Source organism: Thioalkalivibrio paradoxus ARh 1, from assembly GCF_000227685.2.
Classification (GTDB): domain Bacteria; phylum Pseudomonadota; class Gammaproteobacteria; order Ectothiorhodospirales; family Ectothiorhodospiraceae; genus Thioalkalivibrio; species Thioalkalivibrio paradoxus.
The window spans coordinates 156,452-176,368 of sequence record NZ_CP007029.1; the positions used below are offsets into that span (position 1 = coordinate 156,452).

The window sequence follows — 19,917 nt, forward strand, 5'->3', positions numbered from 1 at the left end:
TTGGCTGGTGGGCCAGGGCCCCGATCCCGGGGCGATGGCCGCACCCTTGAAGAGTTACTTCTTGAACGCGACAAAGGTCGCGCCCTGAACGCCGAACTGGCGGGCTGCGCCTTCCTTGCTGGTGCCGGCGAAAGGATCGAAGTAGGCGACGACCTGCGCACGTTCGAAACCTGCGTCGGCCAGTGCCGCGAGATAGCCTGCAGACTGCAGAGCCCCCGCGATTCAGCCAACCCAGAGTTCGATGTCGTTCTTCGCCGCCGCCGACAGCTCGGTCTGGATCACGATGTCGGCGAATTGCACGCGCCCGCCGGGGCGCAGCACGCGGTAGAGTTCGGAAAAGACGCGCGCTTTCTCGGGGCTCAGATTGATCACCCCATTCGAAATCGCCACGTCTACCGTTGCGTCGGCGATTGGCAGGTCGGCGATGTCTGCCTTGTCGAAACGGACATTGTTCGCACCGGCGGCGGCAGCGCCCTCGGCAGCCGTGCGCAGCATCGCGTCGGTCATGTCGAATCCGATTACCTCGCCTTGCGGACCGACGCGGCGGGCGGCCAGCAGGCAGTCCATGCCGCTGCCGGCCCCGAGGTCGATCACCCGCGCACCGCGCGGCAGTTCCCCGGCATGAAACGGGTTGCCGACGCCCGCGAACGGTGCCGTGACGGAGTCGGGCAAGGTGTCGAGTTCCGCCCGGTCGTAGCCGAGCCTCGACGCGGCGTATTCCGGACCGCGATGGAAATGGAAGTCGCCGTCCGGTTCCTCTGCGACCCGCGCGTAGGTGGTGCGGATCTCCTGTTTGAGTCGTTGCTGATCGAACGTCAGCTCGCAATCGTTCGTCATGGTCCTCCTCCTGGTGTCCGTTCCTTGCTGGTGGCATGAACGCCCGGTTTCCCGGGACTGCGGGACGGTTGCCCCGCGGTGCATCCGCTGGCGTTCCCGGGGAGCGGCCCTATGGCCCCGCGTCAAGCGGGGATGAGGGCATCCGGCGCGGTGGGCCAGCGAAAATCGATCCTCTTGTTTCAAGGGACGCATCAGCCTTCGATAGGGTTCCCGGGTCGCTGCCCCCGTGGCTGTAGGGCTGAGGGGCGGCGGGAGCACGATGGCGTCGTGCACCTGCTCCGACCGGGCGGCCGTCGGTCGACGCTGCCGAGCGATCGCTTGGTGGCTTCCGTTCGCGGTCCATCGGGCTCAGCTCTCGTATTCGTAACGGCCGCGGCGCAGCCGCTTGTAGCGGCGGATCATGATCATGGCTTTGCGCGCGGTCGGCAGGTCGATGGATTCCACCGGCAGGCCGACCGCGATCGGGATGCTGCCGTCGGGTGCGTCCGCGCCGATTTCGATGAATCGCGGCTCGCGTGGCCGGCCCGCCACGGCTTGGGCCACGAACGTGGCCTGCCAGGTGACCTCCCGGCCCTCGAACGGACCACCGAAGCGCAGGCGCAGCAATGGGCCGCCCGGGGCATCGAGCAGTTCGGCCTCGCCGAGGAGGTCTCCCTTCAGGCGGGTGGGCGATGGCATCGTGAACAATCCCGAAAACGCTATGGGGCGCAGTCTATTGGTTCGTCCGGCGTCGCGCATGCTAGCTTCCAGGGGCTCTGGAAACCGCCGTGTGCCGCGTTGGCTGCGGCACCGGTCCGAACGGGGGACCCCACGATGAAACGACCGGCCATTCGAACCGCCATCCCGCAGCGGCGCTACCGGATCGGCGATTTTACCGCCGTGGTGCTCGGCGAGATCGAGAGCGAGGACGGAATCGCCTACCGCTACGTCTTCGCGATGGTGCAGGACGGTGCCAGCGAGCCTGGTTTCTACGTGCTTTCCGTCAACAGTCCAGGTGCCGCCAACGATTGCGCGTTGCGGGTGCTCGCGCCGGACCTGGAGCGCGAACTCGACGTGTCGGGCCGCTGGCGCGATCTCGACGCCTTTTGCGAACAGGCGATAGCGCTCGCGCAACAGGTGCTGCGTCTGGAGGACGAGCAGGCGCACCGGTTGCTGTGAGCCTGCGCCCGTCCTCCCGGCACCGTTGCCGCTCCTGACCCGCGTCGGCGAATGACGGCCTTTGTCCCTTTCCGCCCTGCGCTCGCGGCCCACCCTGGGTAGGGCGGAAGAGCGCAGCGTCATCCGCCGATGGGAGTCAGCGCGATCCCCAAGCCCCTCGTGGACCCCGGAAGCGAATGGCGGATGACGGCCTTTGGCCTCTTCCGCCCTACCCGCGGACTCGATGACGGGCGTTGGGATCGGCCTTGTGTTGTCGCCGACCGCCGTGATCCACGGGCGGCGCGAGAACCCACCGCAATTCACCCGAGGGACTTTCGGCCGGCCCCGTTATGGGCTATTTTCGAGGTCACTTAAACGCAAAGGGTAGTGTGCGTGACTCCCGGCGACAGCACCCCCGCGCCGGGAGACGTGCCGGCCCGTGGACGAGGAGCGATGTCGTCAAGCGGCGTCCCGATCTGATGAGCGCGATCTCATGAGCGATGCGCGGCCGGAGTCGTCCGACACCAGCGGCGGCGGCAAGCCCAGAATCGGGCTGTTCGTCACCTGCCTCGCGGACATCTACCGGCCGAACGTCGGGCTTGCGGCGGTCGCATTGCTCGAGCAGGCCGGGTGCACCGTGGAAGTGCCCGACACGCAGACCTGCTGCGGCCAGCCCTCGTACAACAACGGCGATCTCGCCGGTGCCGCCCGCACTGCGCGCCGCACGATCGAGGCCTTCGAGGATTACGACTACGTCGTCGTGCCGTCCGGCTCCTGCGCGGGGATGCTGCGCGACTACCCCCGCCTGTTCGAAGCCGAGCCCGGCTGGCGTCTGCGCGCGCGGGCGATGGCCGAAAAGACCCACGAGCTGATCTCGTTCCTGACCGACGTCCGCGGCATGACCACGGTCGACACCGCCTTCAGCGGCACGGCGACCTACCACGACAGTTGCCACGGGCTGCGCGCACTCGGAATCAAGGAGCAGCCGCGCCGGCTGCTGGAAAGCGTGCGCGGGCTCGAGCTGCGCGAGATGGCGGATTCCGAGATCTGCTGCGGCTTCGGCGGCACGTTCTGCGTGAAATACCCCGAGATTTCGGGACGGATGGTCGCCGACAAGGCGGCCAGCATCGGCGCGACCGGGGCGAAGGTCGTGCTCGGCGGCGATCTCGGCTGCCTGTTGAACATCGCCGGCCGCCTCGGCCGCGAGGGCGGCGGGGTGAGCGTTTATCACGTCGCCGAGGTGCTCGCCGGCATCGCCGACGTCCCGGGACTCGGCGACCCGCCGAAGTCCCGCAGGGAAACGCGCTGATGCAGCCGCTCAGCCACGCTTTCAAGAAACGCTCGGTCGCGGCATTGCAGGACGAGACGCTGCAGGTCGCGCTGCACCGGGCGAAGGACGGCTTCGCGGTCAAGCGCGCGAACGCGGTTGGCGGGTTGCCCGAGTTCGATGCGCTGCGCGACCGCGCGGTCGCGATCAAGAACCACACGCTCGAGCACCTCGATTACTACCTGGAGCGTTACGCCGACGCGGTCGAGCGTAGCGGCGGCACCGTGCACTGGGCCGCAACCGCCGACGATGCGCGGCGCGCCGTGGTGGAGATCTGCCGTGCCGCCGGCGCGCGCATGATCACCAAGGGCAAGTCGATGGTCGGCGAGGAGGTCGGCCTGAACGGGGCGCTCGAGGCGGCGGGGTTCGAGGTCGTCGAGACCGACCTCGGTGAGTACATCATCCAGCTCGCGAACGAGCCGCCGAGCCACATCATCGTTCCCGCGGTGCACAAGACGCGCGGGCAGATCGCCGATCTGTTCCACCAGCATCACCAGCAGTACGGGTTGACGCGCCGGCTCAACGAGGTGCCGGAGATGGTCAACGAAGCCCGGCAGGTGCTGCGCAGCAAGTATCTCGAGGCCGATGTCGGTATTACCGGCGCGAACTTCCTGATCGCCGAGACCGGCACCAGCGTGATCGTGACCAACGAGGGCAACGGCGACCTGACCTGCTCGCTGCCGAAGGTGCACATCGTGATCACCGCGATCGAGAAGGTCGTTCCCACCGCCGAGGACGCGACCACGCTGATGCGCCTGCTCGCGCGCAGCGCGACCGGCCAGGACCTGACCACTTACACCACCTTCAGCACCGGTCCGAAGCGCCCCGGGGATCCCGAAGGTCCCGAGGAATACCACGTGGTGCTGGTCGACAACGGTCGCTCGACGATGCTCGCCGACGAGTTCCGCGAGATGCTGCGCTGCATCCGCTGTGGGGCCTGCATGAACCACTGCCCGGTCTACGGGGCGATCGGCGGCCATGCCTACGGCTGGGTGTACCCGGGGCCGATGGGCTCGGTGCTGACGCCACTGTCGGTCGGGCTGAAGGAGGCGGGCAACCTGCCGAACGCCTGCACACTGAACGGGCACTGCGCCGAGGTCTGCCCGGTGCGCATCCCGCTGCCCGACCTGCTGCGCACGCTGCGCCACCGCGAGTACCAGCTGAAGCTGGGCTTGAAGCCGCTGCGCTGGGGGCTTGCCGCCTGGCTCTGGTTCACCTCGCACCCGCGCATCTACCGTCTGGGCACGCGGGTGCAGGCGCGGATGCTCGCGCTGCTCGCGGGCCGCAAGGGCCGCTTCACCCGGATGCCACTCGCCGGCGGCTGGTTCCGCGGCGGGCGCGACCTGCCCGCGCCGCAGGGCGAGACCTTCATGGCGGTGTGGAAGCGCCGCCAGAAGGAGCGGGGCCGGTGAGCGGGCGCGACACCGTGCTGGCCGCGATCCGCCGCGGCCTCGGACGCGGCCCGCTGGGGGCCGACGCGCGACGGGCATTGGAACGCCGCCAGGGCGCGACCGACAGCGAGCTGCTGCTGCCGAGGCTGCCGCACGGGCCACTGGCGCAGGTGTTCCGCGCCGGGCTCGAAAAGGTCGCCGGGACGATGTCGGAACTCGAGTCGCTGGCCGAAGTGCCGGCCGCGGTGGCCGGTTACCTGTCCAGCCATGGCCTGGGCCCCGAGGCGGCGGTGGCGCCGTCGCTGGCACAGCTCGACTGGGCCGGGGCGGGAATCGCCGCGAACGTCGGACCCACCCGGGGCGGCGACTATGCCGGGGTGAGCCTGGCCTGGCGCGGTGCCGCCGAGAACGGCAGCCTGGTGCTGCTGTCCGGCCCCGACGATCCGACCTCGCTGAACTTCCTGCCCGACCACCACATGGTCGTGCTGCGCGCGGGTGATCTGGTGCCGCACCTGGAGCAGGTCTGGGCCGCGCTGCGCGAGCGGGGCCGGGACGGCTGGCCCCGGACCGTGAACGTGATCACCGGGCCGTCGCGTACCGCGGACATCGAGCTGACGATCCAGCTGGGTGCCCATGGACCGCGCAGCCTGCACGTGTTCCTGGTGGACTAGGTCGATGAGGGGCCTCGTCAGAAGGGGGATCGGGGCGCCCTGTCTGCCGGCGGGGAGCCGTGAATACCTCCCTGTAGGCTTCACGGCAGCATCCCTGCTGCCGACACCCGCCGGAAGGCAGGGCACCCCGGTCCTTTCGGTTCTTGCGGCGCCCTGCTGTAGGCCCACAACCGCATTCTTCGCCACGCGCCGGCCCGCTGCTTTCGGTCCGGAGGCGGCGGAGCCTGATACCAATAAGAACAGAGGAGCGAGTCCATGAACCTGGGTATCCTGTTCCTGCTGGCACTGATGCCGGTGGCCACGGTGTTCGTCTTCCTCGTAGTGCTGCGCTGGCCGGCCAAGCACGCGATGCCGCTGGCCTACGTGGTGACTGCGGCGATCGCGCTGCTGTTGTGGGGCACTGATTTCAAGGTGATCGCCGCCGCCAGTGTGCACGGCGTCGTCACGGCGCTGAATATCCTGTTCATCGTCTTCGGCGCGATCCTGCTGCTCTACACGATGCGCGAGAGCGGGGCGCTGCAGACGCTGCGCCAGGGGTTCACGAACATCTCGCCGGACCGGCGCATCCAGGCGATCATCATTGCGTGGATGTTCGGCTCGCTGATCGAAGGCTCCGCCGGTTTCGGCACGCCGGCGGCAGTTGCGGCACCGCTGCTGGTCGCGATCGGTTTCCCGGCGATGGCCGCGGTGCTCTCGGCGCTGATCATCCAGTCGACGCCGGTGTCGTTCGGCGCCGTTGGCACGCCGATCCTGGTCGGCGTGAACGCCGGCCTGTCGGGGCAGGAGATCGTCGAAGGGCATATCGGCGACGTCGCCTTCGCCGACTACCTGCTGCAGATCGGCGGAAACGTCGCGTTGTTGCACACCCTGGTCGGTTTCCTGATCCCGCTGATCATGGTCGGCATGCTCACGCGATTCTTCGGCAAGTCGCGTTCGTTCCGCGAGGGCCTGAAGGCGTGGAAGTTCGCGCTGTTCGCAGGCGTGTCGTTCACGATTCCGTACCTGCTGGTCGCCTGGCTGCTGGGTCCCGAATTCCCGTCGATCGTGGGCGGCCTGGTCGGCCTCGCGATCGTCGTTACAGCGGCGAAGAAGGGCTTCCTGGTCCCGAAGGAAATATTCCAGTTCGAGGAGCGCAGCCGCTGGGAGCCCGAGTGGATCAGCCGCTTCCAGGATCAGCCGGACCCGGTCAGGACCGGTGCCGCGATCACGATGGTGCAGGCGCTGATCCCCTATATCGTCGTCGTACTCCTGCTGGTGATTACCCGGACCGTGGAGCCGGTCACCGCGTTCCTGCGCTCTCCGGAGATGACGCTGTCGTGGACCGGGATCTTCGGCACCAACATCAATACCTCGTCGCAGCCGTTGTACCTGCCCGGGGCAGTGCTGCTGGTTGCGTCGATCGTCACCTACTTCCTGCACAGGATGTATCGGGAAAAGGGTGCCTACGCCCGGGCATGGGGGCAGTCCGGCAAGACCATTCTGGGCGCCAGCGTGGCCCTGCTCTTTGCGGTGCCGATGGTGCAGGTGTTCATCCAGTCCGGGCAGGCGTCGGAGTACGCGAGCATGCCGCTGGTCCTGGCAGAGGGGGTTTCCGCGATGTCGGGGAGCGCCTGGCCGTTCTTCTCGCCGATCATCGGCGCGCTCGGCGCTTTCATCGCCGGTTCGAACACGGTCAGCAACATGATGTTTTCGCTGTTCCAGTTCGCGACTGCGGAGAGCATCGGGCTGGATGCGAACGGCGCCGCCTTCGTGGTGGCGTTGCAAGCGGTCGGCGGTGCCGCGGGCAATATGATCTGCGTGCACAACGTGGTCGCGGCGTCGGCTACCGTTGGCCTGATCGGGCGCGAGGGTGACCTGATCCGCAAGGCGCTGATTCCGATGACCTATTACGTGCTCGCGGCCGGTGCACTGGGTATGGCGATCATCTACGCCGCCACGCTCTGGTACGTCGTGTGGGTCGCGATCGTGGCCGCGTTCCTGCTGTTCATGCTCTGGAACAAGGGCAGGCAGCCGGCCACCGCGGTCTGAACGCAGTCGCCTTTGGAGTGCGGCGGCTTGCCGCCGCGCTCCCGATCGTCCGACCGTGCCCACGCCGCCGTAGGCTGTGCCGCAGGCACAACGTCGCGACCGTTCGCGATAGCTCCAGGGTCTGCGGTGGTAGCGGCGTGGGTTTTTGTGCCTCCTGTGTCGGCACAACCTACGGCGACTGCGCGCCCAGCCCCAGCAGCCTTGCCTGTTGCCGCCGGCGCAGCCAGATGTCCCAGCCCACCGCGCCGGCCAGGAACACAAAGCCGGTCAGTTCCGTCAGCGCGTGGTAGTTCACGAACAGCGCGTAGACGATCACGCCGGCGCCGCCCGCGGCCAGCAGCGACGGACCGACCCCGCGGTGGCGGCGGAACCCGGGCACGACCGCCAGCGCCGTCAGCACCGCGAACAGTGCGATCGCCCCGGCCCAGATTCCTTCGTCGAGTGAGAGACCGATTCCGAGCACCGCGAGCAGCCCCAGCGCGGCCAGCGTGCCGTAGCAGGCCAGCAATGCGACCGCGAGCCCCAGCACGCCCGCGAAGCCCCGCCGCCACATCGATGCGGCCAGGCGCGCTGGACTGGCCCTCCGGAAGAACTGCGCGGTGCGCGACGGCGCACGATCACCACGGCGCATCGCGAGCTCGACCGAACGCGCCCCGAAGCCGGCGGCGACCTCGCGGGTCTGGCGGCTCGGGCTGTGGGCGAAATAGTCCCGCGAGCCCACTACCCGTATATCTTCGAACCCGGCGTCGCGAAACATGTGCAGCAGGTCCTCGTCGACCGTGGCGCCGACCACGCACTCGACCCAGAGGCGCGGATCCTCGGCGCAGTCGACGGTGACGGGCCGGTCGATCACCACGTCGGCGAGTTGCAGGCGCCCGCCAGGACGCAGCACGCGGAACATCTCGCCGATCGCGCGTCGCTTGTCCGGGACCAGGTTCAGCGCACCGTTGCTGGTGATGCTGTCGACGCTCGCATCTGCCAGCGGCAGCGCCTCTGCCGAACCCCGGATCACGCTGACCGGAGCGCCCCCGGATTCGCTGGCGGCGTGCCGGAGCTTGCGGGTCATCGCCGTGGTCAGGTCGAGTGCGACCACATGTCCGTCGGGGCCTGCCAGTTGGCCTGCGATCAAAGTATCGACGCCGGCCCCGGCGCCGACGTCGAGCACGGTGTCCCCGCGCTGGACGGCTTCGCCATTGAAGGGGTAACCGACGCCGGCGAAGGACTCCTGCACGGCGCGTGGAAGGGGGGCGGTGCGCTCGCTCGGATAGCCGACCAGCGCGCTGGCAGAGGCCCCGACCGGGAAATGGAAGTGCGAGTCGGGGTGGTCGGCCACGGCGGTGTACATGTCCTGCACCGCCGAGTGAATCTGCTCCCGCGAGTAACCGAGTATGGCGACCAAGGCGGAATCCTCCCTGTCGTTGTCTCGAACCAGAGAGTCTAGCAGCGCTGGGCCGGAGGCCCGTCGGGTATTCGGGTGGCCCGCCGCCGGGGTTTCCCCGCCCTCAGAACCGCTCGATCAGGCGCCGCACTCGACGCCGCAGCCGCGGCGGTGCTTCGTCCTCGGCGGCTGCGTGAACGCGTGCACGCAGCTTCTTCTCGAACTCTGCGCGGCTGAAGCATTCCCGGCAGCGTTCGAGGTGGCGGTCGATGTCGCTGGTCCGGCTTGGATCCAACTCGCGGTCCAAATACTCGAAGAGGAGCCGAATGACCTCCTCGCAGTTGATTTCGTGTGCCGTCATCGCGTCTTCCCGTGCCCCGTCGCACCGGGATCCAATCCTTCCTCCCGAGCGATCTCCCAGAGACGGTGTTGCAGCAGACTGCGCCCCCGGCTCAGGCGCGAGCGCACGGTCCCAACCGGGATTTCGAGCAGACCGGCGACTTCCTCATAGGTATGCCCCTGCACCTCGACCAGCACGACGACGATACGAAATGCGTCCGGCAGGCTGTCGAGTGCCGCCTGCAGGTCCTCCCGGAGCAGATCGTTCAGGAAACGCTCCTCCGGGGTTCCCCACCACAGCAGGAACGGCTGGTGCAGTTTCTCGAACAGCGAGAAGTCCGCGACCGCGGACGGATCGGCAATCTCGGGATCGGTGTGCTGCTCCACCTGGCTCCGTGTCCTGTGGCGGCGCCACGCGCTGATGAACGTATTGTTCAGTATACGGAACAGCCAGCCCTCGAGGGATCCCGCGTCACGCAGGTCTCCGAAACTGGCCCAGGCCTTCGCCACCGTCTCGGCGACGATGTCTTCGGCGTCGTCCGGATCACCCGCCAGGCGCAGGGCCGTGCCATAAAGGCGATCCATGAGCCGATCGACCGTCCTTTCGAAGATGTCCCGACGCTCGCTCCTGCCGAGAGATCTCGCATCGTCTGCGCCTGGGTCCGCCATGACAAGCCTTGTACCGATCCTCCATCGTTCGCGGTCCCTGCCGGAACGGGGTCCGGCACGTCGCCTGGTCAAGACCATCGGTGACTCGATCATGGATCATTCCGCAGGGGCGCGCCAACGCGGCACCTGCGGATCGGCGATTCATCCGTCGCCATTTCGGGCGCAACGCAGATCTTCCTAGGGCAGGGGTTTGCTTTTCCCAAGGGGCATCTGTGGTGTCCTGATTGTCGTGGACACCTCGATAGGATGCGAAAGGATGTTCGGCGAGAGATTGCCGTTGCTGCGTGCACCGTCCGGGCAGTCGTCAAGGGTTCCTGCTTCCCGGGGTTCCCGAAAGCCCTATCCGCGACGAGAAGCGGCGTGCGGTTCCGATCACCCACCGCACGCCTGCCTCCTCGTTCCGTTCAGGTCCGGATTATCCCCCCGCTCAGTCGAACACGGTGTCCAGCATCGCTTCGAAGGCGGGCAGGGCCTTGTCCCCCGCCCTCTCGAGGTTGGGATCGGGATAGAGTTCGTTCATGAAACGCGGATGCAGCAGTGACATCCGGGTGATGTCTCCTTCCTCGTAGATCGCGAGGTTGCCGCAGGGCAGCATCGCGGACGCCTTCATGTCCGCCTGGAAGAAGTCCGGGCCGATCGGCGGGTAGCAGATCTTCATGATCGTCACTTCTCCTCCCTTCAATGGGTGCTCCGAGAGGAACAGCCAGTCGTCGTGCCCTTCCGCATATTGCCGGATCCTGGCGGCGAGTTCCGCGGGCGAGTCGGTGGTATCGCGGATGATGAACATCCCGTCGTCCGCGGTGGCGACCGATACGTGGGTGAAGGCCGTCAGACAGCCGGCAACCAGCATGCTCGTGGTCAGGTGTTTCATGCGTGCTCCTCCTTCGTTGTGGTTCGGATCGACCTGCACGCGCCGCGTGCGAGATCCGGTCCCCGGTGCGCGGGTGTAGCCCGAGGTGCTGCAGGGACGCGCGAGACGCCCGGAGGGTTCCCGGGCGTGGTTCGGTTCCCGCTGCATGGACAGGTCTGCCCGGAAAAGGCGCGCGCACCTCGCTTCGCCGGATCCCTCGGCTGGCCGCGAACCAGAGCGTTCGCCGCCACGAACGCCGGGCAGGGGCGGGGCCGACTGCCATAGCGCCCCCTTGCCGGAGCGGCCTATGGCTCCGCGCCCGGCGCGTCCCTACAATCGTGGTCATCTCCCTCAACCCGAACCCCGGTTCGCCAGTCAGGAGTGGTACATCACCATGAGCGATGCCCTGAACTACCTGGTCCAGGTGCGCGGCGACGCGCTCGGCCATTACTTCAAGTTTCTCAAGGACGCCGGCAAACACCTCGACCCGAAGACCCGCAATCTAATCTCGGTGATCACCAAGGTCCATTCCCAGACCGAGGCAGGCTTCAAGCAGTATTTGATGCGCGCGCTGCGCGAGGGCTGCACGCCGATGGAGGTCATCGACGCACTGATGATGGCGTTCCCTGCATTGGGCTTGGCCAAGGTCGTCTGGGCCACCGAAATCATTCTGGAGATGGATATTCCGGAGTTTTCCCCGGAACTGATCGCCGCCGAGCCCCAGTGGCGCGATGTGATGGCCGCCGACGATATCGTGGACGGCGAAGTGCTTCGTGTGGAATCCGCCACCCGTACCGTGTTCGTGTACCGCGAAGGGGATTCCTACCGGGTCTACGATTCGCATTGTCCGCACCAGGTGACCAACATTCCGCACCTGGCCCTGGAGGGCATGACGCTGACCTGTCCGAAACACCAGTGGAAGTTCGACATTCGTACCGGTGACTGCATCGCCAAAGGCAAACACCCGATGAAGGCGTTCGAGACACGGGTCGCGGATGGGCGTCTGTTGGCCTGGTGGTAGGGTGGTCGGGAAGGGTCGTTGACCGGGCAACGCACAGGGCCCTATGCTGCCGCGTGTTCCGCCTTCCCCTGACTGGAGACCGCTGATGCCGAGATTCCTTCGTTCCGGACGCAATGCTCTGTTGGCCGCCGGCCTGTTGCTGGCGGGTCTGCTCGCCTTTGCTGCAACCGCCGCTGCCGGCGATGCCATGCGCCCGTTCATCCTGGCTCCGGATGGCGCTGGTGATCCGCAGACGCGTCTCAACGATGCGCGCAACGCGCTGGAAGGTGCCGGCTTCGAGGTCGTCGGCGAGTATGCTCCCTACCCGCAGGCCCGGGTGTTGGTGGTGACCAGCGAGGCACTGCGGCAGGCGGCTGCCGCCAGCGATTCCGGTGCCTACGCCGCGGCCCAGCGCGTTGCAGCGACCGCCACCGATGGCGGTACCGAGCTGGCCTTTACCAATCCCCGCTACATGGCCGCCGCCTATCGCCTGGGTGACGATCTCGACGGCGTGGCCAGTTCGATGGAAGCGGCTCTCGGGCGTGCCCGCGATTTCGGCTCCGAGGAAGGCAAGTCGGTACGCGACCTGAACCGCTATCGCTACATGATCCGCATGCCCCGGTTCGATGACCCCCTGACACTGGCCACGCATTCCAGCCATGCAGCGGCCGTCGCCGCGGTCGAAGCCGGCCTAGCGGCCGGGGCAGGGGATACCGCGCAGGTCTACCGGATCGACATCCCGGGACGGGACCAGGTGCTGTTTGGTGTCGCGCTGCTGGGAGGCGAGGCTGCGGATGCCCACATCATGGGGAACATCGATGGACGCTCGCCGCATCACACCCCTCATCTGCCCTACGAGTTGCTGGTGGATGGAGATACGGTCCAGGCTCTGGACGCCCGCTTCCGCATCGCCATCAACTTCCCCGACCTGTCGATGATGGGCAGCGGTAGCTTCATGAGCATCCGTTCTGCTCCCGACGCCATTGCGGAATCCCTGGCGGCGGCGGCGAACCACGCACCGTAAACGGCGATGGGCGCCGGGCACCCCGTCCGGACGTTACGTCGGTTTCGCGTGAGCAGCGTCGCGTGCATCCTGCACGGCGTTGATGCGATGTAGCGGCAGGGCGGCGGGTGATGTCGGAGGCAGCAGCCGGGGCGGTGCAGGTGGAGGCCGGGAACGACGACCCGGTGCGCCGGCTCGTGCGGCGACTCGACGCCCGCTACAAGGCGCGGATCACCGGGAATGTGGTGCTGCCCGGGCGCCCGGCGCGGCTGCTGCCGCTGCCCGACGAACTCGACCCGCGCCTTGCGTCCGCGCTGCGCGCCCGCGGCGTGGCCCGGCTCTACAGCCACCAGCGCGAGGCCTGGGACGCGGTGACCGCCGGGCGGCACACGGTGGTGGTCACTCCCACCGCGTCGGGCAAGACGCTCTGCTACAACCTGCCCGTGCTGCAGGACGCGCTCACGAACCGGGCGAAGGCGCTGTACCTGTTCCCGACCAAGGCACTGTCGCAGGACCAGGTCGCCGAGCTGATGGAGCTGAACGACGCCGGCAACCTCGGCATCCGCGCGTTCACCTTCGACGGCGACACGCCGGGCGATGCGCGCAAGGCGGTACGCACCCGGGGTGACATCGTCGTCTCGAACCCGGACATGCTGCACCAGGGTGTGCTGCCGCACCACACCAAGTGGGCGCAGTTCTTCGAAAACCTGCGCTACGTGGTGATCGACGAGATGCACAGCTATCGCGGCGTATTCGGCTCGCACGTCGCGAACGTGATCCGGCGGCTGCGGCGTGTCTGCCGGTTCTACGGCTCCGACCCGGTGTTCGTGCTCAGTTCGGCAACCATCGCGAATCCGGCGGAACTCGCCGAGGGGCTGATCGGCGCACCGGTGACCGTGGTCACCGACAGCGGCGCGCCCGTCGGCGAACGCCACCTGCTGCTGTGGAACCCGCCGGTGGTGAACGCCGATCTCGGCATCCGCGCGTCGGCGCGCTCGCAGGCGACACGCATCGCCCGGATGGCGGTGAAAAGCGGGCTGAAGACGATCGTGTTCGCGCAGTCGCGGCTGATGGTCGAGGTGCTGACCAGGTACCTGAAGGACGTGTTCGATTCCGACCCGCGCCGGCCGGCCCGCGTCGCCGCCTACCGCGGCGGCTACCTGCCCGGCCAGCGGCGCGAGACCGAGAAGGCGTTGCGCGCCGGCAACGTCGACTGCGTGATCGCGACCTCGGCGCTGGAACTCGGCGTCGACATCGGCAGCCTCGACGTCTGCGTGCTGAACGGCTATCCGGGAACGATCGCGGCGACCTGGCAGCGCCTGGGCCGGGCCGGGCGTCGCCAGCGGCCGTCGCTCGGCGTGCTGGTCGCGACCAGCCAGCCGCTGGACCAGTACATCATCCGCAACCCGGAGTTCTTCCTCGAAAGCTCCCCGGAGCACGCGCGGATCGATCCCGACCAGTTGCTGATCCTGCTCGACCACGTGCGCTGCGCGGCATTCGAACTGCCGTTCCGCAGGGGCGACCGCTTCGGCAACGAGAACCTCGAGGAACTGCTGACCTACCTCGAGGAGCACGGCGTATTGCACCGCGAGGCCGACACCTGGCACTGGACCGAGGACAGCTACCCCGCGCAGAGCGTGAGCCTGCGTTCGGTCGCCGAAGGCAACTTCGTCGTCGTCGACACCACCGGCGGGCGCAGGGACATCATCGCCGAGGTCGATTACTCCAGCGCCGCCGAGACGCTGTACGAGGGCGCGATCTACATGGTGCAGGCGCAGACCTGGCAGGTCGAGCGGCTGGACTGGACCGGGCGCAAGGCCTTTGTGACCAGGACCGAGGTGGACTACTACACCGACGCGATCGACTACACGCGGCTGAAGATCCTCGACCGCTTCGAGCACCGCCAGGACGGGCATACCGAGACCGCGCACGGCGAGGTGCACCTGGTCCGCCGCATCCCCGGCTACAAGAAGATCCGCTACTACAGCCACGAGAACATCGGCTACGGGAACATCGACCTGCCGGACCAGGAGATGCACACCACCGCCGCCTGGTGGGAGGTCGCCCCCGAGGTGCTCGCGCAGTGCTTTCCGAACCGCCAGCAGGCACTGGACGGGTTCCTCGGCGCCGCGTATGCGATGCATCATGTCGCCGCGCTGATCGCGATGTCGGAACCGCAGGACATCGGGCGTGCGGTTGGTGACGGCGATGCCCGCTGGTTCGCGACCGTCGGCGCCGACGGGCGCGGGCAGATGCGCAGCCTCGACGGCGGCGAGCGGGATCCGGAGCACGAGACCCGCTTTCGCCCGGCGGTGTTCCTGTACGACAACTACCCCGGCGGCGTCGGGCTCGCCGCGCCGCTGTACGATCAGCGCGACCGGGTGATCGGAGGTGCGGCTCAGCTGATCCGCGACTGCGACTGCCGTCACGGCTGCCCGGCCTGTATCGGCCCGATCCTCGCGTCCGACGAAGCGCGCGGGTTCTCGCCGAAGGCGGCGGCGCTGACCGTGCTCGCGCAGTTCCAGAGCCATGGACCTGAAGGCCCGGCTTGACGCGTTGCGCCGGCAGTCGGGAGCCGCCCCCGCTGCCCGCCTCGCCACGCCCGACGCGGGCGTGCCAGACGATGCGTCAAGCCCCGTCTCCGCTCCGAGCCTTGCCGATGAATCACGCGAGGATCTGCGTTCGCGTCTGCGGCGTCTGGCGGGCCGGGTGGGTTCGGGGCCATCGGCCGCCGCTGCGGCGGGCGGCGGCAGGTTTCCGGCGCCGGGGCCAGGAGTGCATAGGTCCGGCCCATCGCGTCGCGGGACGCCGGTTCCGGCCGCCGTGCTTGCCGACCAACTGGGTGGGCAGGTCGTCGCGGAACATCTGGTGTTGGTCGAGACCGTGCTGCCGCCGCATGCGATGCACGGACGCCGGCGTCTCGCCGATGCGCTGGAGTCGTTGTGGCCGCTGGCAATCTCCGCCCCAACCCCTCCCCCGCAGGCGGGGGAGGGGCTTTACTCCCTTCTGCCGCCGGCTCGAGAGGCGCCGGGGGGAAGGGTGCTTGGCATCGACACCGAGACCACGGGGCTCGCCGGTGGCACCGGCACCGCCGCGTTCATGGTCGGGATCGCCGAGCCCGGCCTTGACGGCGTGCGCCTGCGCCAGTGGCTGCTGACCGCCTTCGCCGGCGAGGCGGCAATGCTCGCCGAGCTGGACGCGGCCTTGGCCGGGGCCGGGCTGCTGGTCAGCTACAACGGCAAGACCTTCGACCTCCCGCTGCTGCGCGATCGCCGGCGCCTGCAGCGCGCTCCCGCGTTCCCCGAGCCCCCGCACCTCGACCTGCTGCACCCGACCCGGCGCCTGTTCCGCGGCGTCTGGCCCGATTGCCGACTGGTCACCGCGGAGCAGCGGCTGCTGGGACTGTTTCGCGAGGACGATCTGCCCGGCTCGGAGGCGCCACGCGCGTGGCGTGACTACCTGGCTGGTGGGACTCCCGACGACCTCGGGCGCGTGCTCCGTCACAACGCGCTGGACGTGCTGAGCCTGCTGTTGCTCGGTCCGGTTCTGGCCCGGGCACTGCACGACCCCCTGGGCTTCGGCGCCGACCCGCTGGCTGCGGCGGATGCCTGGTCGCGGCGCGGGGAATCGCGTAGGGCGCTTACCGTGCTGGAACGTGCACGGCATGGCCTCGATGTCCGCGGAGCGCTGGAACTGGCGCGCCGGCTGCGCCGGGCCGGGCGCTGGACGGAGGCCGTCGCGGTCTGGGAGCGTCTGGCGCAATCCGGCTGTCCCGAAGCGGTGGAGTCCCTCGCCAAGTACCACGAGCACGTGCGCCGGGATTGGGAAACCGCGCTGGACTACACGGCGAGGCTCGGCGAAGGGCCGGAGGCACGCCGGCGACGGGGAAGGCTCGAACGGCGGCGCGGGGGTGTGCAGGGGCGGCTGGATCTGGCCGAGTAGCGGGAAGTCGCCGCGTTCAGCCGCGTTCGCATCCGCGTGTAAACAGTCCCGCAGGGCGGAATAGTGCAGCGTCATCCGCCACATGGCGTTCGCGGTGTCCGGGCGCCCACAGTACCCCGGGCGCCGGCTGGCGGATGACGGCCTTCGGCCTTTTCCGCCCTACGGCTCTTTCACCACCGGGGGTGGCCACATAGGCCATGGAAGTTAGCGGCGCGACGCTGCGAGGTGGTACCCGGCAAGACCTCAGGCCGAATCCTGCCACTCGTGTTCGTGGCAGATCCGTTCGCTGTCCGAATCGGACAGGGCTTCGCCGGTCAGGCCGCAGCGGTGCTCTGCCTCCGATACCGTCTGGAAGTGGCGGCAGCTGCGGCAGATGCCGAACGTTCGCCCTCCGTTCGCTAGCTGCAGGCCCTTCAGCAGGCGCTCGAGTCCGTCGGTGATGGCCTCGCGTTCCTGTCCGGACAATGTCTGCTCCGCCCGGGTCCAGGCCTGCGCAGCAGTGGTGTCCGCGAGCACGCGTTGCCCTCGGGGCGTGAGCTCGAGGCGTACGACCCGCCGGTCGTCGGGGTCGTCGTGTTTCGTCAGGTAGCCCTCGCGTTCCAGCAACTTCAGCGACTGCGACACCGTTCCCTTGGTCTGGCCGAGGTAGGCGCGCAGTGCCGCGGGGGTGTTGCTGTAGCGGTTGCAGCGCTGCAGGTACTCCAGTGCATGCAGGTGCACCGGCTGGAGCGAGGCATTCGCCCCGAGGCGGCGTGCCTCGGTGCGCAGAAGCATGCCGATCCGGTCGATCAGTTCGTGCAGTCTGGAATGTTCCATGGTCTTATGGTATCGCATCGAAACTTGTTTGACGATCCCCGCGGCCTGGCCTATAGTATCGACACGACACCACAAAGGAGGAGGATCAAACATGACTCGCACGCAGTTTCCTTTCCTGGCTTCCGCGGCGCTGGCCGCGCTGGTCGCAGTGCCGCTGGGCGTCTTCGCCGAGCCGGTGGCCTATCCCGAGGGGTACCGTCACTGGCACCACGCGAAGTCGATGGTGATCCACGACGGCCACCCGCTGGCCGATCCCTTCGCAGGAATCCATCACATCTACGTGAACGATCCAGCGCTGGAGGGGCTGCAAACCGGCCGGTATGCCGATGGCTCGGTGTTCGTGTTCGACCTGCTCGAAGCGGACGCCGGCGACGAGGCGATTACCGAAGGCGAGCGCAAGCTGGTCGGCGTGATGGTCAAGGGGGCCGAAACCTACCGGGAGACCGGTGGCTGGGGCTTCGAGGGCTTCGCCGGTGACTCGCGGGATCAGCGTCTGGTGTCCGACGGCGGCCAGGGCTGCTTCGCCTGCCATCAGTCGCAGGCCGATTCCGATTACGTGTTCACCCGCTGGCGGCCGTGAACCGCGCCGGGCCCGCGCGTCCGCCGGGCCCGGTTCCGTTGCCTGTCTGTGCCGGGAAATGTGACCGAAAGCCGTTTCTGTACGCCGATCGGTGCGATCATCCGTTCAAACGGTAGGTAAAGCGTCTGGAAAAGGGCCGCCCCTCGGCCTAGTCTTAATTCAGGCTACTGGGATTCAGGCTACTGGGATTCAGGCTACTGGGATTCAGGCGAGGTGGCCCGTGGATCTCACCAAGGCTCCGCGCCCCGATGGGGCGGCCGCCGGGTACGGTATAGGGATCATGGACAAGCGCAAGAACACACGACTGCCGCTCAAACTCTCCGGACACCTGAGTCTGGAGGATGGTCAGTACCACGAAACCGAGACGCAGGATCTGAGCCTCAGTGGGGCTCGTGTGGATTTCGTCCCCGGCGACTCGTCGGACCGGGACCGGAGTTGTGTTCTGACGCTGTTCGCCGAGGGAGAAGACGTGTTCTCGGTGACCATCGACGGTTGGGTCGTCTACGAGGACAATCGCGGCTGCGGAATCGCGTTCCAGTCGATGGATAAGCAGGATTTCGAGGCCTTCAAGGCGTTCGTCGAACGCCAGACGCAGAGGCCCGACCAGCTCCGCGAGGAGGTCGAGCAGGGCAAGATACCCAAGCTGAAGGACTGGGTTATCTCCTGACTTGGCCAGCGCTCCCGATCATTGCCGACCGGGCGGTTCGCAGCAGCTACCCGCCATCACCCGAGGCCTGCCCGGGTCCGTTTCATCCGGACTTGCGTCCCACGATCAGACCGTGATCGCGCGGCAGCCGCAGCCGGCTGACCGACTGGAAACCTGCGTCCCGTACCCAGTGCTCGTATTCGCTCCACGTATAGAGCATGCCCCGGCCGGTGGCCAGCGTCAGGAAATACGGTGAGCCCAGCGCGGCGCTTAATGGGCCCCGGCCGTCGTCTGCTTGCATCATGTTGAAGATCATCACCTGCCCGCCGCTGGGCAGTGCCTGAAATGCCTTTTCGAGCAGCCGCCGGTTCTCGGCCTCGGACCAGATCGTCAGGAAGTGACAGAACAGAAAGGCGTCGGCGCCCTCCGGAAACGGATCGGTGAAGCAGTTTCCCGCATGCGTGCCCAGTCGGTCGGCGTGTGGGCCTTGCTGGAAGTTCCGCTGCGCGATTGTGCACACGCTCGGCAGGTCGAAGACCGTACCCTGCAAATACGGATGCTGGCGGGCGAGTTCCAGGATGTTGGTCCCATTGCCGCCGCCGACGTCGACGAGATGGCGAACACTGGAAAAATCGCCGAAACGGGCCAGCAGTTGGTTGGCCTGTACGGAGATCGACTCCATCGCCTCCTGGAAGATGGTTTCCAGGCGCGCGTCGTGGGCCAAACGCTCGTACAGGGTGGGTTCGCTGCCCGGGAACTCCTCGAGGCCAACATTGGTGTTTGCAGCAAGCGCGTCGGGAAAATGCGCGAGCGCCCGGTAGTTGATTTCCTGCTGCCAGCGCAGGATCGGCACCACGTTGCCCGGAACTCCGTCCACCAGCAACCGGCTCGCGAGGTAGCCGTTCCGGTAGCGGTGCCGTCGTTTGCGCAGCAGGCCCAGGCTGGTGCACCCGAGCAGCAGGATGCGGGTGGGCTTTTCTTCCAGCCCCAACCGTTCGGCGATCTCCGCGAGTGTGAGTCCAGGCTCTCGGTCGAGCAGTCGGAACAGACCAGTCTGCACCCCGGCACAGACCGTCTGGAAGTAGATGTGACCGCCCATCAATAAGTACATGTGTTGGGCATGCCGCCGCAACAGCAGGCCTTCCATCACACGCGTCGACCAGATCCGTTCGGCATGCCGCCACAGGCGGCTGAGCCTTCCCGGTGGCGCAATGGGTGCGGTCGATGGATTTGGCGTTGACATGAAGGTTTCCCTCGTGTGGCGAGGGGACCGATGCATAGTCCTCGCCGAGCGTGTTGGGCG

The 19,917-nt window shown here is 67.6% G+C and carries 19 protein-coding genes; 11 read left to right on the plus strand and 8 right to left on the minus strand.

Annotation, left to right across the window (positions count from 1 at the left end; all coding sequences use genetic code 11):
- Window positions 1-222: 222 nt before the first annotated feature.
- Both THITH_RS00730 and THITH_RS00735 read right to left on the minus strand, forming a co-directional pair.
- Window positions 223-837, minus strand: a complete 615-nt coding sequence (locus THITH_RS00730) for a methyltransferase domain-containing protein (protein ID WP_006746438.1) — start codon at window positions 835-837, stop codon at window positions 223-225.
- Window positions 838-1,185: 348 nt separating this feature from the next.
- A complete protein-coding gene (locus tag THITH_RS00735; RefSeq protein WP_006746437.1) occupies window positions 1,186-1,515 on the minus strand; it encodes a hypothetical protein in 330 nt (109 codons plus the stop codon).
- A 135-nt stretch (window positions 1,516-1,650) separates the two neighbouring features.
- Between THITH_RS00735 and THITH_RS00740 the strand changes: the two genes are divergently transcribed.
- The 5 genes from THITH_RS00740 to THITH_RS00760 all read left to right on the plus strand — a co-directional run bounded on the left by THITH_RS00740 (window position 1,651) and on the right by THITH_RS00760 (window position 7,391).
- On the plus strand, window positions 1,651-1,995 hold the full coding sequence (locus THITH_RS00740; RefSeq protein WP_006746436.1) for a hypothetical protein: 345 nt from the start codon (window positions 1,651-1,653) through the stop codon (window positions 1,993-1,995).
- Window positions 1,996-2,467: 472 nt separating this feature from the next.
- A complete protein-coding gene (locus tag THITH_RS00745; RefSeq protein WP_006746435.1) occupies window positions 2,468-3,283 on the plus strand; it encodes a (Fe-S)-binding protein in 816 nt (271 codons plus the stop codon).
- Entirely contained in the window at window positions 3,283-4,713 is a 1,431-nt protein-coding gene (locus tag THITH_RS00750) for a LutB/LldF family L-lactate oxidation iron-sulfur protein (RefSeq protein WP_006746434.1), read from the plus strand. Before THITH_RS00745 ends, THITH_RS00750 begins: the two co-directional genes overlap by 1 nt.
- Window positions 4,710-5,363 carry a LutC/YkgG family protein gene (locus tag THITH_RS00755; RefSeq protein WP_006746433.1) on the plus strand — a complete coding sequence of 218 codons (654 nt, stop codon included), beginning with the start codon at window positions 4,710-4,712 and terminating at the stop codon, window positions 5,361-5,363. The genes THITH_RS00750 and THITH_RS00755 overlap by 4 nt, the downstream gene beginning before the upstream one ends.
- A gap of 255 nt (window positions 5,364-5,618) precedes the next feature.
- The gene (locus THITH_RS00760) at window positions 5,619-7,391 is read left to right on the plus strand and encodes an L-lactate permease (RefSeq protein WP_006746432.1); all 1,773 of its coding nucleotides are present in this window, start codon (window positions 5,619-5,621) and stop codon (window positions 7,389-7,391) included.
- A gap of 169 nt (window positions 7,392-7,560) precedes the next feature.
- Here the strand turns inward: THITH_RS00760 and THITH_RS00765 are convergent, their stop codons facing one another.
- The 4 genes from THITH_RS00765 to THITH_RS00780 all read right to left on the minus strand — a co-directional run bounded on the left by THITH_RS00765 (window position 7,561) and on the right by THITH_RS00780 (window position 10,648).
- A complete protein-coding gene (locus tag THITH_RS00765; protein ID WP_006746431.1) occupies window positions 7,561-8,790 on the minus strand; it encodes a MerC family mercury resistance protein in 1,230 nt (409 codons plus the stop codon).
- A 103-nt stretch (window positions 8,791-8,893) separates the two neighbouring features.
- Window positions 8,894-9,130 carry an anti-sigma factor family protein gene (locus tag THITH_RS00770; RefSeq protein WP_006746430.1) on the minus strand — a complete coding sequence of 79 codons (237 nt, stop codon included), beginning with the start codon at window positions 9,128-9,130 and terminating at the stop codon, window positions 8,894-8,896.
- Window positions 9,127-9,777, minus strand: a complete 651-nt coding sequence (locus THITH_RS00775; protein WP_006746429.1) for an RNA polymerase sigma factor — start codon at window positions 9,775-9,777, stop codon at window positions 9,127-9,129. The genes THITH_RS00770 and THITH_RS00775 overlap by 4 nt, the downstream gene beginning before the upstream one ends.
- Window positions 9,778-10,204: 427 nt before the next feature.
- The gene (locus THITH_RS00780) at window positions 10,205-10,648 is read right to left on the minus strand and encodes a DUF302 domain-containing protein (RefSeq protein WP_006746428.1); all 444 of its coding nucleotides are present in this window, start codon (window positions 10,646-10,648) and stop codon (window positions 10,205-10,207) included.
- 373 nt (window positions 10,649-11,021) lie between these two features.
- On the opposite strand from THITH_RS00780, the gene THITH_RS00785 reads away from it, so the two are divergent.
- From THITH_RS00785 to THITH_RS00800, 4 genes are all read left to right on the plus strand, one after another.
- Window positions 11,022-11,648, plus strand: a complete 627-nt coding sequence (locus THITH_RS00785) for a Rieske 2Fe-2S domain-containing protein (RefSeq protein WP_025367153.1) — start codon at window positions 11,022-11,024, stop codon at window positions 11,646-11,648.
- 85 nt (window positions 11,649-11,733) lie between these two features.
- Complete coding sequence (locus tag THITH_RS00790) at window positions 11,734-12,651, plus strand: hypothetical protein (RefSeq protein ID WP_006746426.1); 918 nt, start codon at window positions 11,734-11,736, stop codon at window positions 12,649-12,651.
- Window positions 12,652-12,761: 110 nt separating this feature from the next.
- Window positions 12,762-15,182, plus strand: coding sequence for a DEAD/DEAH box helicase (locus THITH_RS00795; protein ID WP_006746425.1), 2,421 nt, complete (start codon window positions 12,762-12,764; stop codon window positions 15,180-15,182).
- A 271-nt stretch (window positions 15,183-15,453) separates the two neighbouring features.
- Window positions 15,454-16,572: a ribonuclease H-like domain-containing protein gene (locus THITH_RS00800; RefSeq protein WP_051418600.1), complete on the plus strand. Its 1,119-nt coding sequence runs from the start codon at window positions 15,454-15,456 to the stop codon at window positions 16,570-16,572.
- Between the two features lie 243 nt (window positions 16,573-16,815).
- Here THITH_RS00800 and THITH_RS00805 read toward each other — a convergent pair whose 3' ends face one another.
- Entirely contained in the window at window positions 16,816-17,388 is a 573-nt protein-coding gene (locus THITH_RS00805) for a MarR family winged helix-turn-helix transcriptional regulator (protein ID WP_025367154.1), read from the minus strand.
- Window positions 17,389-17,479: 91 nt separating this feature from the next.
- On the opposite strand from THITH_RS00805, the gene THITH_RS00810 reads away from it, so the two are divergent.
- Both THITH_RS00810 and THITH_RS00815 read left to right on the plus strand, forming a co-directional pair.
- Entirely contained in the window at window positions 17,480-17,968 is a 489-nt protein-coding gene (locus tag THITH_RS00810; RefSeq protein ID WP_006746422.1) for a cytochrome P460 family protein, read from the plus strand.
- Between the two features lie 280 nt (window positions 17,969-18,248).
- Complete coding sequence (locus THITH_RS00815) at window positions 18,249-18,635, plus strand: PilZ domain-containing protein (RefSeq protein ID WP_025367155.1); 387 nt, start codon at window positions 18,249-18,251, stop codon at window positions 18,633-18,635.
- Window positions 18,636-18,717: 82 nt separating this feature from the next.
- On the opposite strand, the gene THITH_RS00820 is transcribed toward THITH_RS00815, so the two are convergent.
- Entirely contained in the window at window positions 18,718-19,857 is a 1,140-nt protein-coding gene (locus tag THITH_RS00820) for a methyltransferase (RefSeq protein ID WP_006746420.1), read from the minus strand.
- Window positions 19,858-19,917 lie beyond the last annotated feature (60 nt).

Bases quoted from the DNA above. Each gene is read 5' to 3' on its own strand.
- THITH_RS00760 (WP_006746432.1), top strand. From the start codon at position 5,619: ATGAACCTGGGTATCCTGTTCCTGCTGGCACTGATGCCGGTGGCCACG.
- THITH_RS00795 (WP_006746425.1), top strand. From the start codon at position 12,762: ATGTCGGAGGCAGCAGCCGGGGCGGTGCAGGTGGAGGCCGGGAACGAC.
- THITH_RS00815 (WP_025367155.1), top strand. From the start codon at position 18,249: ATGGACAAGCGCAAGAACACACGACTGCCGCTCAAACTCTCCGGACAC.
- THITH_RS00740 (WP_006746436.1), top strand. From the start codon at position 1,651: ATGAAACGACCGGCCATTCGAACCGCCATCCCGCAGCGGCGCTACCGG.
- THITH_RS00790 (WP_006746426.1), top strand. From the start codon at position 11,734: ATGCCGAGATTCCTTCGTTCCGGACGCAATGCTCTGTTGGCCGCCGGC.
- THITH_RS00745 (WP_006746435.1), top strand. From the start codon at position 2,468: ATGAGCGATGCGCGGCCGGAGTCGTCCGACACCAGCGGCGGCGGCAAG.
- THITH_RS00770 (WP_006746430.1), bottom strand. From the start codon at position 9,130: ATGACGGCACACGAAATCAACTGCGAGGAGGTCATTCGGCTCCTCTTC.
- THITH_RS00735 (WP_006746437.1), bottom strand. From the start codon at position 1,515: ATGCCATCGCCCACCCGCCTGAAGGGAGACCTCCTCGGCGAGGCCGAA.
- THITH_RS00730 (WP_006746438.1), bottom strand. From the start codon at position 837: ATGACGAACGATTGCGAGCTGACGTTCGATCAGCAACGACTCAAACAG.
- THITH_RS00750 (WP_006746434.1), top strand. From the start codon at position 3,283: ATGCAGCCGCTCAGCCACGCTTTCAAGAAACGCTCGGTCGCGGCATTG.
- THITH_RS00780 (WP_006746428.1), bottom strand. From the start codon at position 10,648: ATGAAACACCTGACCACGAGCATGCTGGTTGCCGGCTGTCTGACGGCC.
- THITH_RS00785 (WP_025367153.1), top strand. From the start codon at position 11,022: ATGAGCGATGCCCTGAACTACCTGGTCCAGGTGCGCGGCGACGCGCTC.
- THITH_RS00805 (WP_025367154.1), bottom strand. From the start codon at position 17,388: ATGGAACATTCCAGACTGCACGAACTGATCGACCGGATCGGCATGCTT.
- THITH_RS00820 (WP_006746420.1), bottom strand. From the start codon at position 19,857: ATGTCAACGCCAAATCCATCGACCGCACCCATTGCGCCACCGGGAAGG.
- THITH_RS00810 (WP_006746422.1), top strand. From the start codon at position 17,480: ATGACTCGCACGCAGTTTCCTTTCCTGGCTTCCGCGGCGCTGGCCGCG.
- THITH_RS00775 (WP_006746429.1), bottom strand. From the start codon at position 9,777: ATGGCGGACCCAGGCGCAGACGATGCGAGATCTCTCGGCAGGAGCGAG.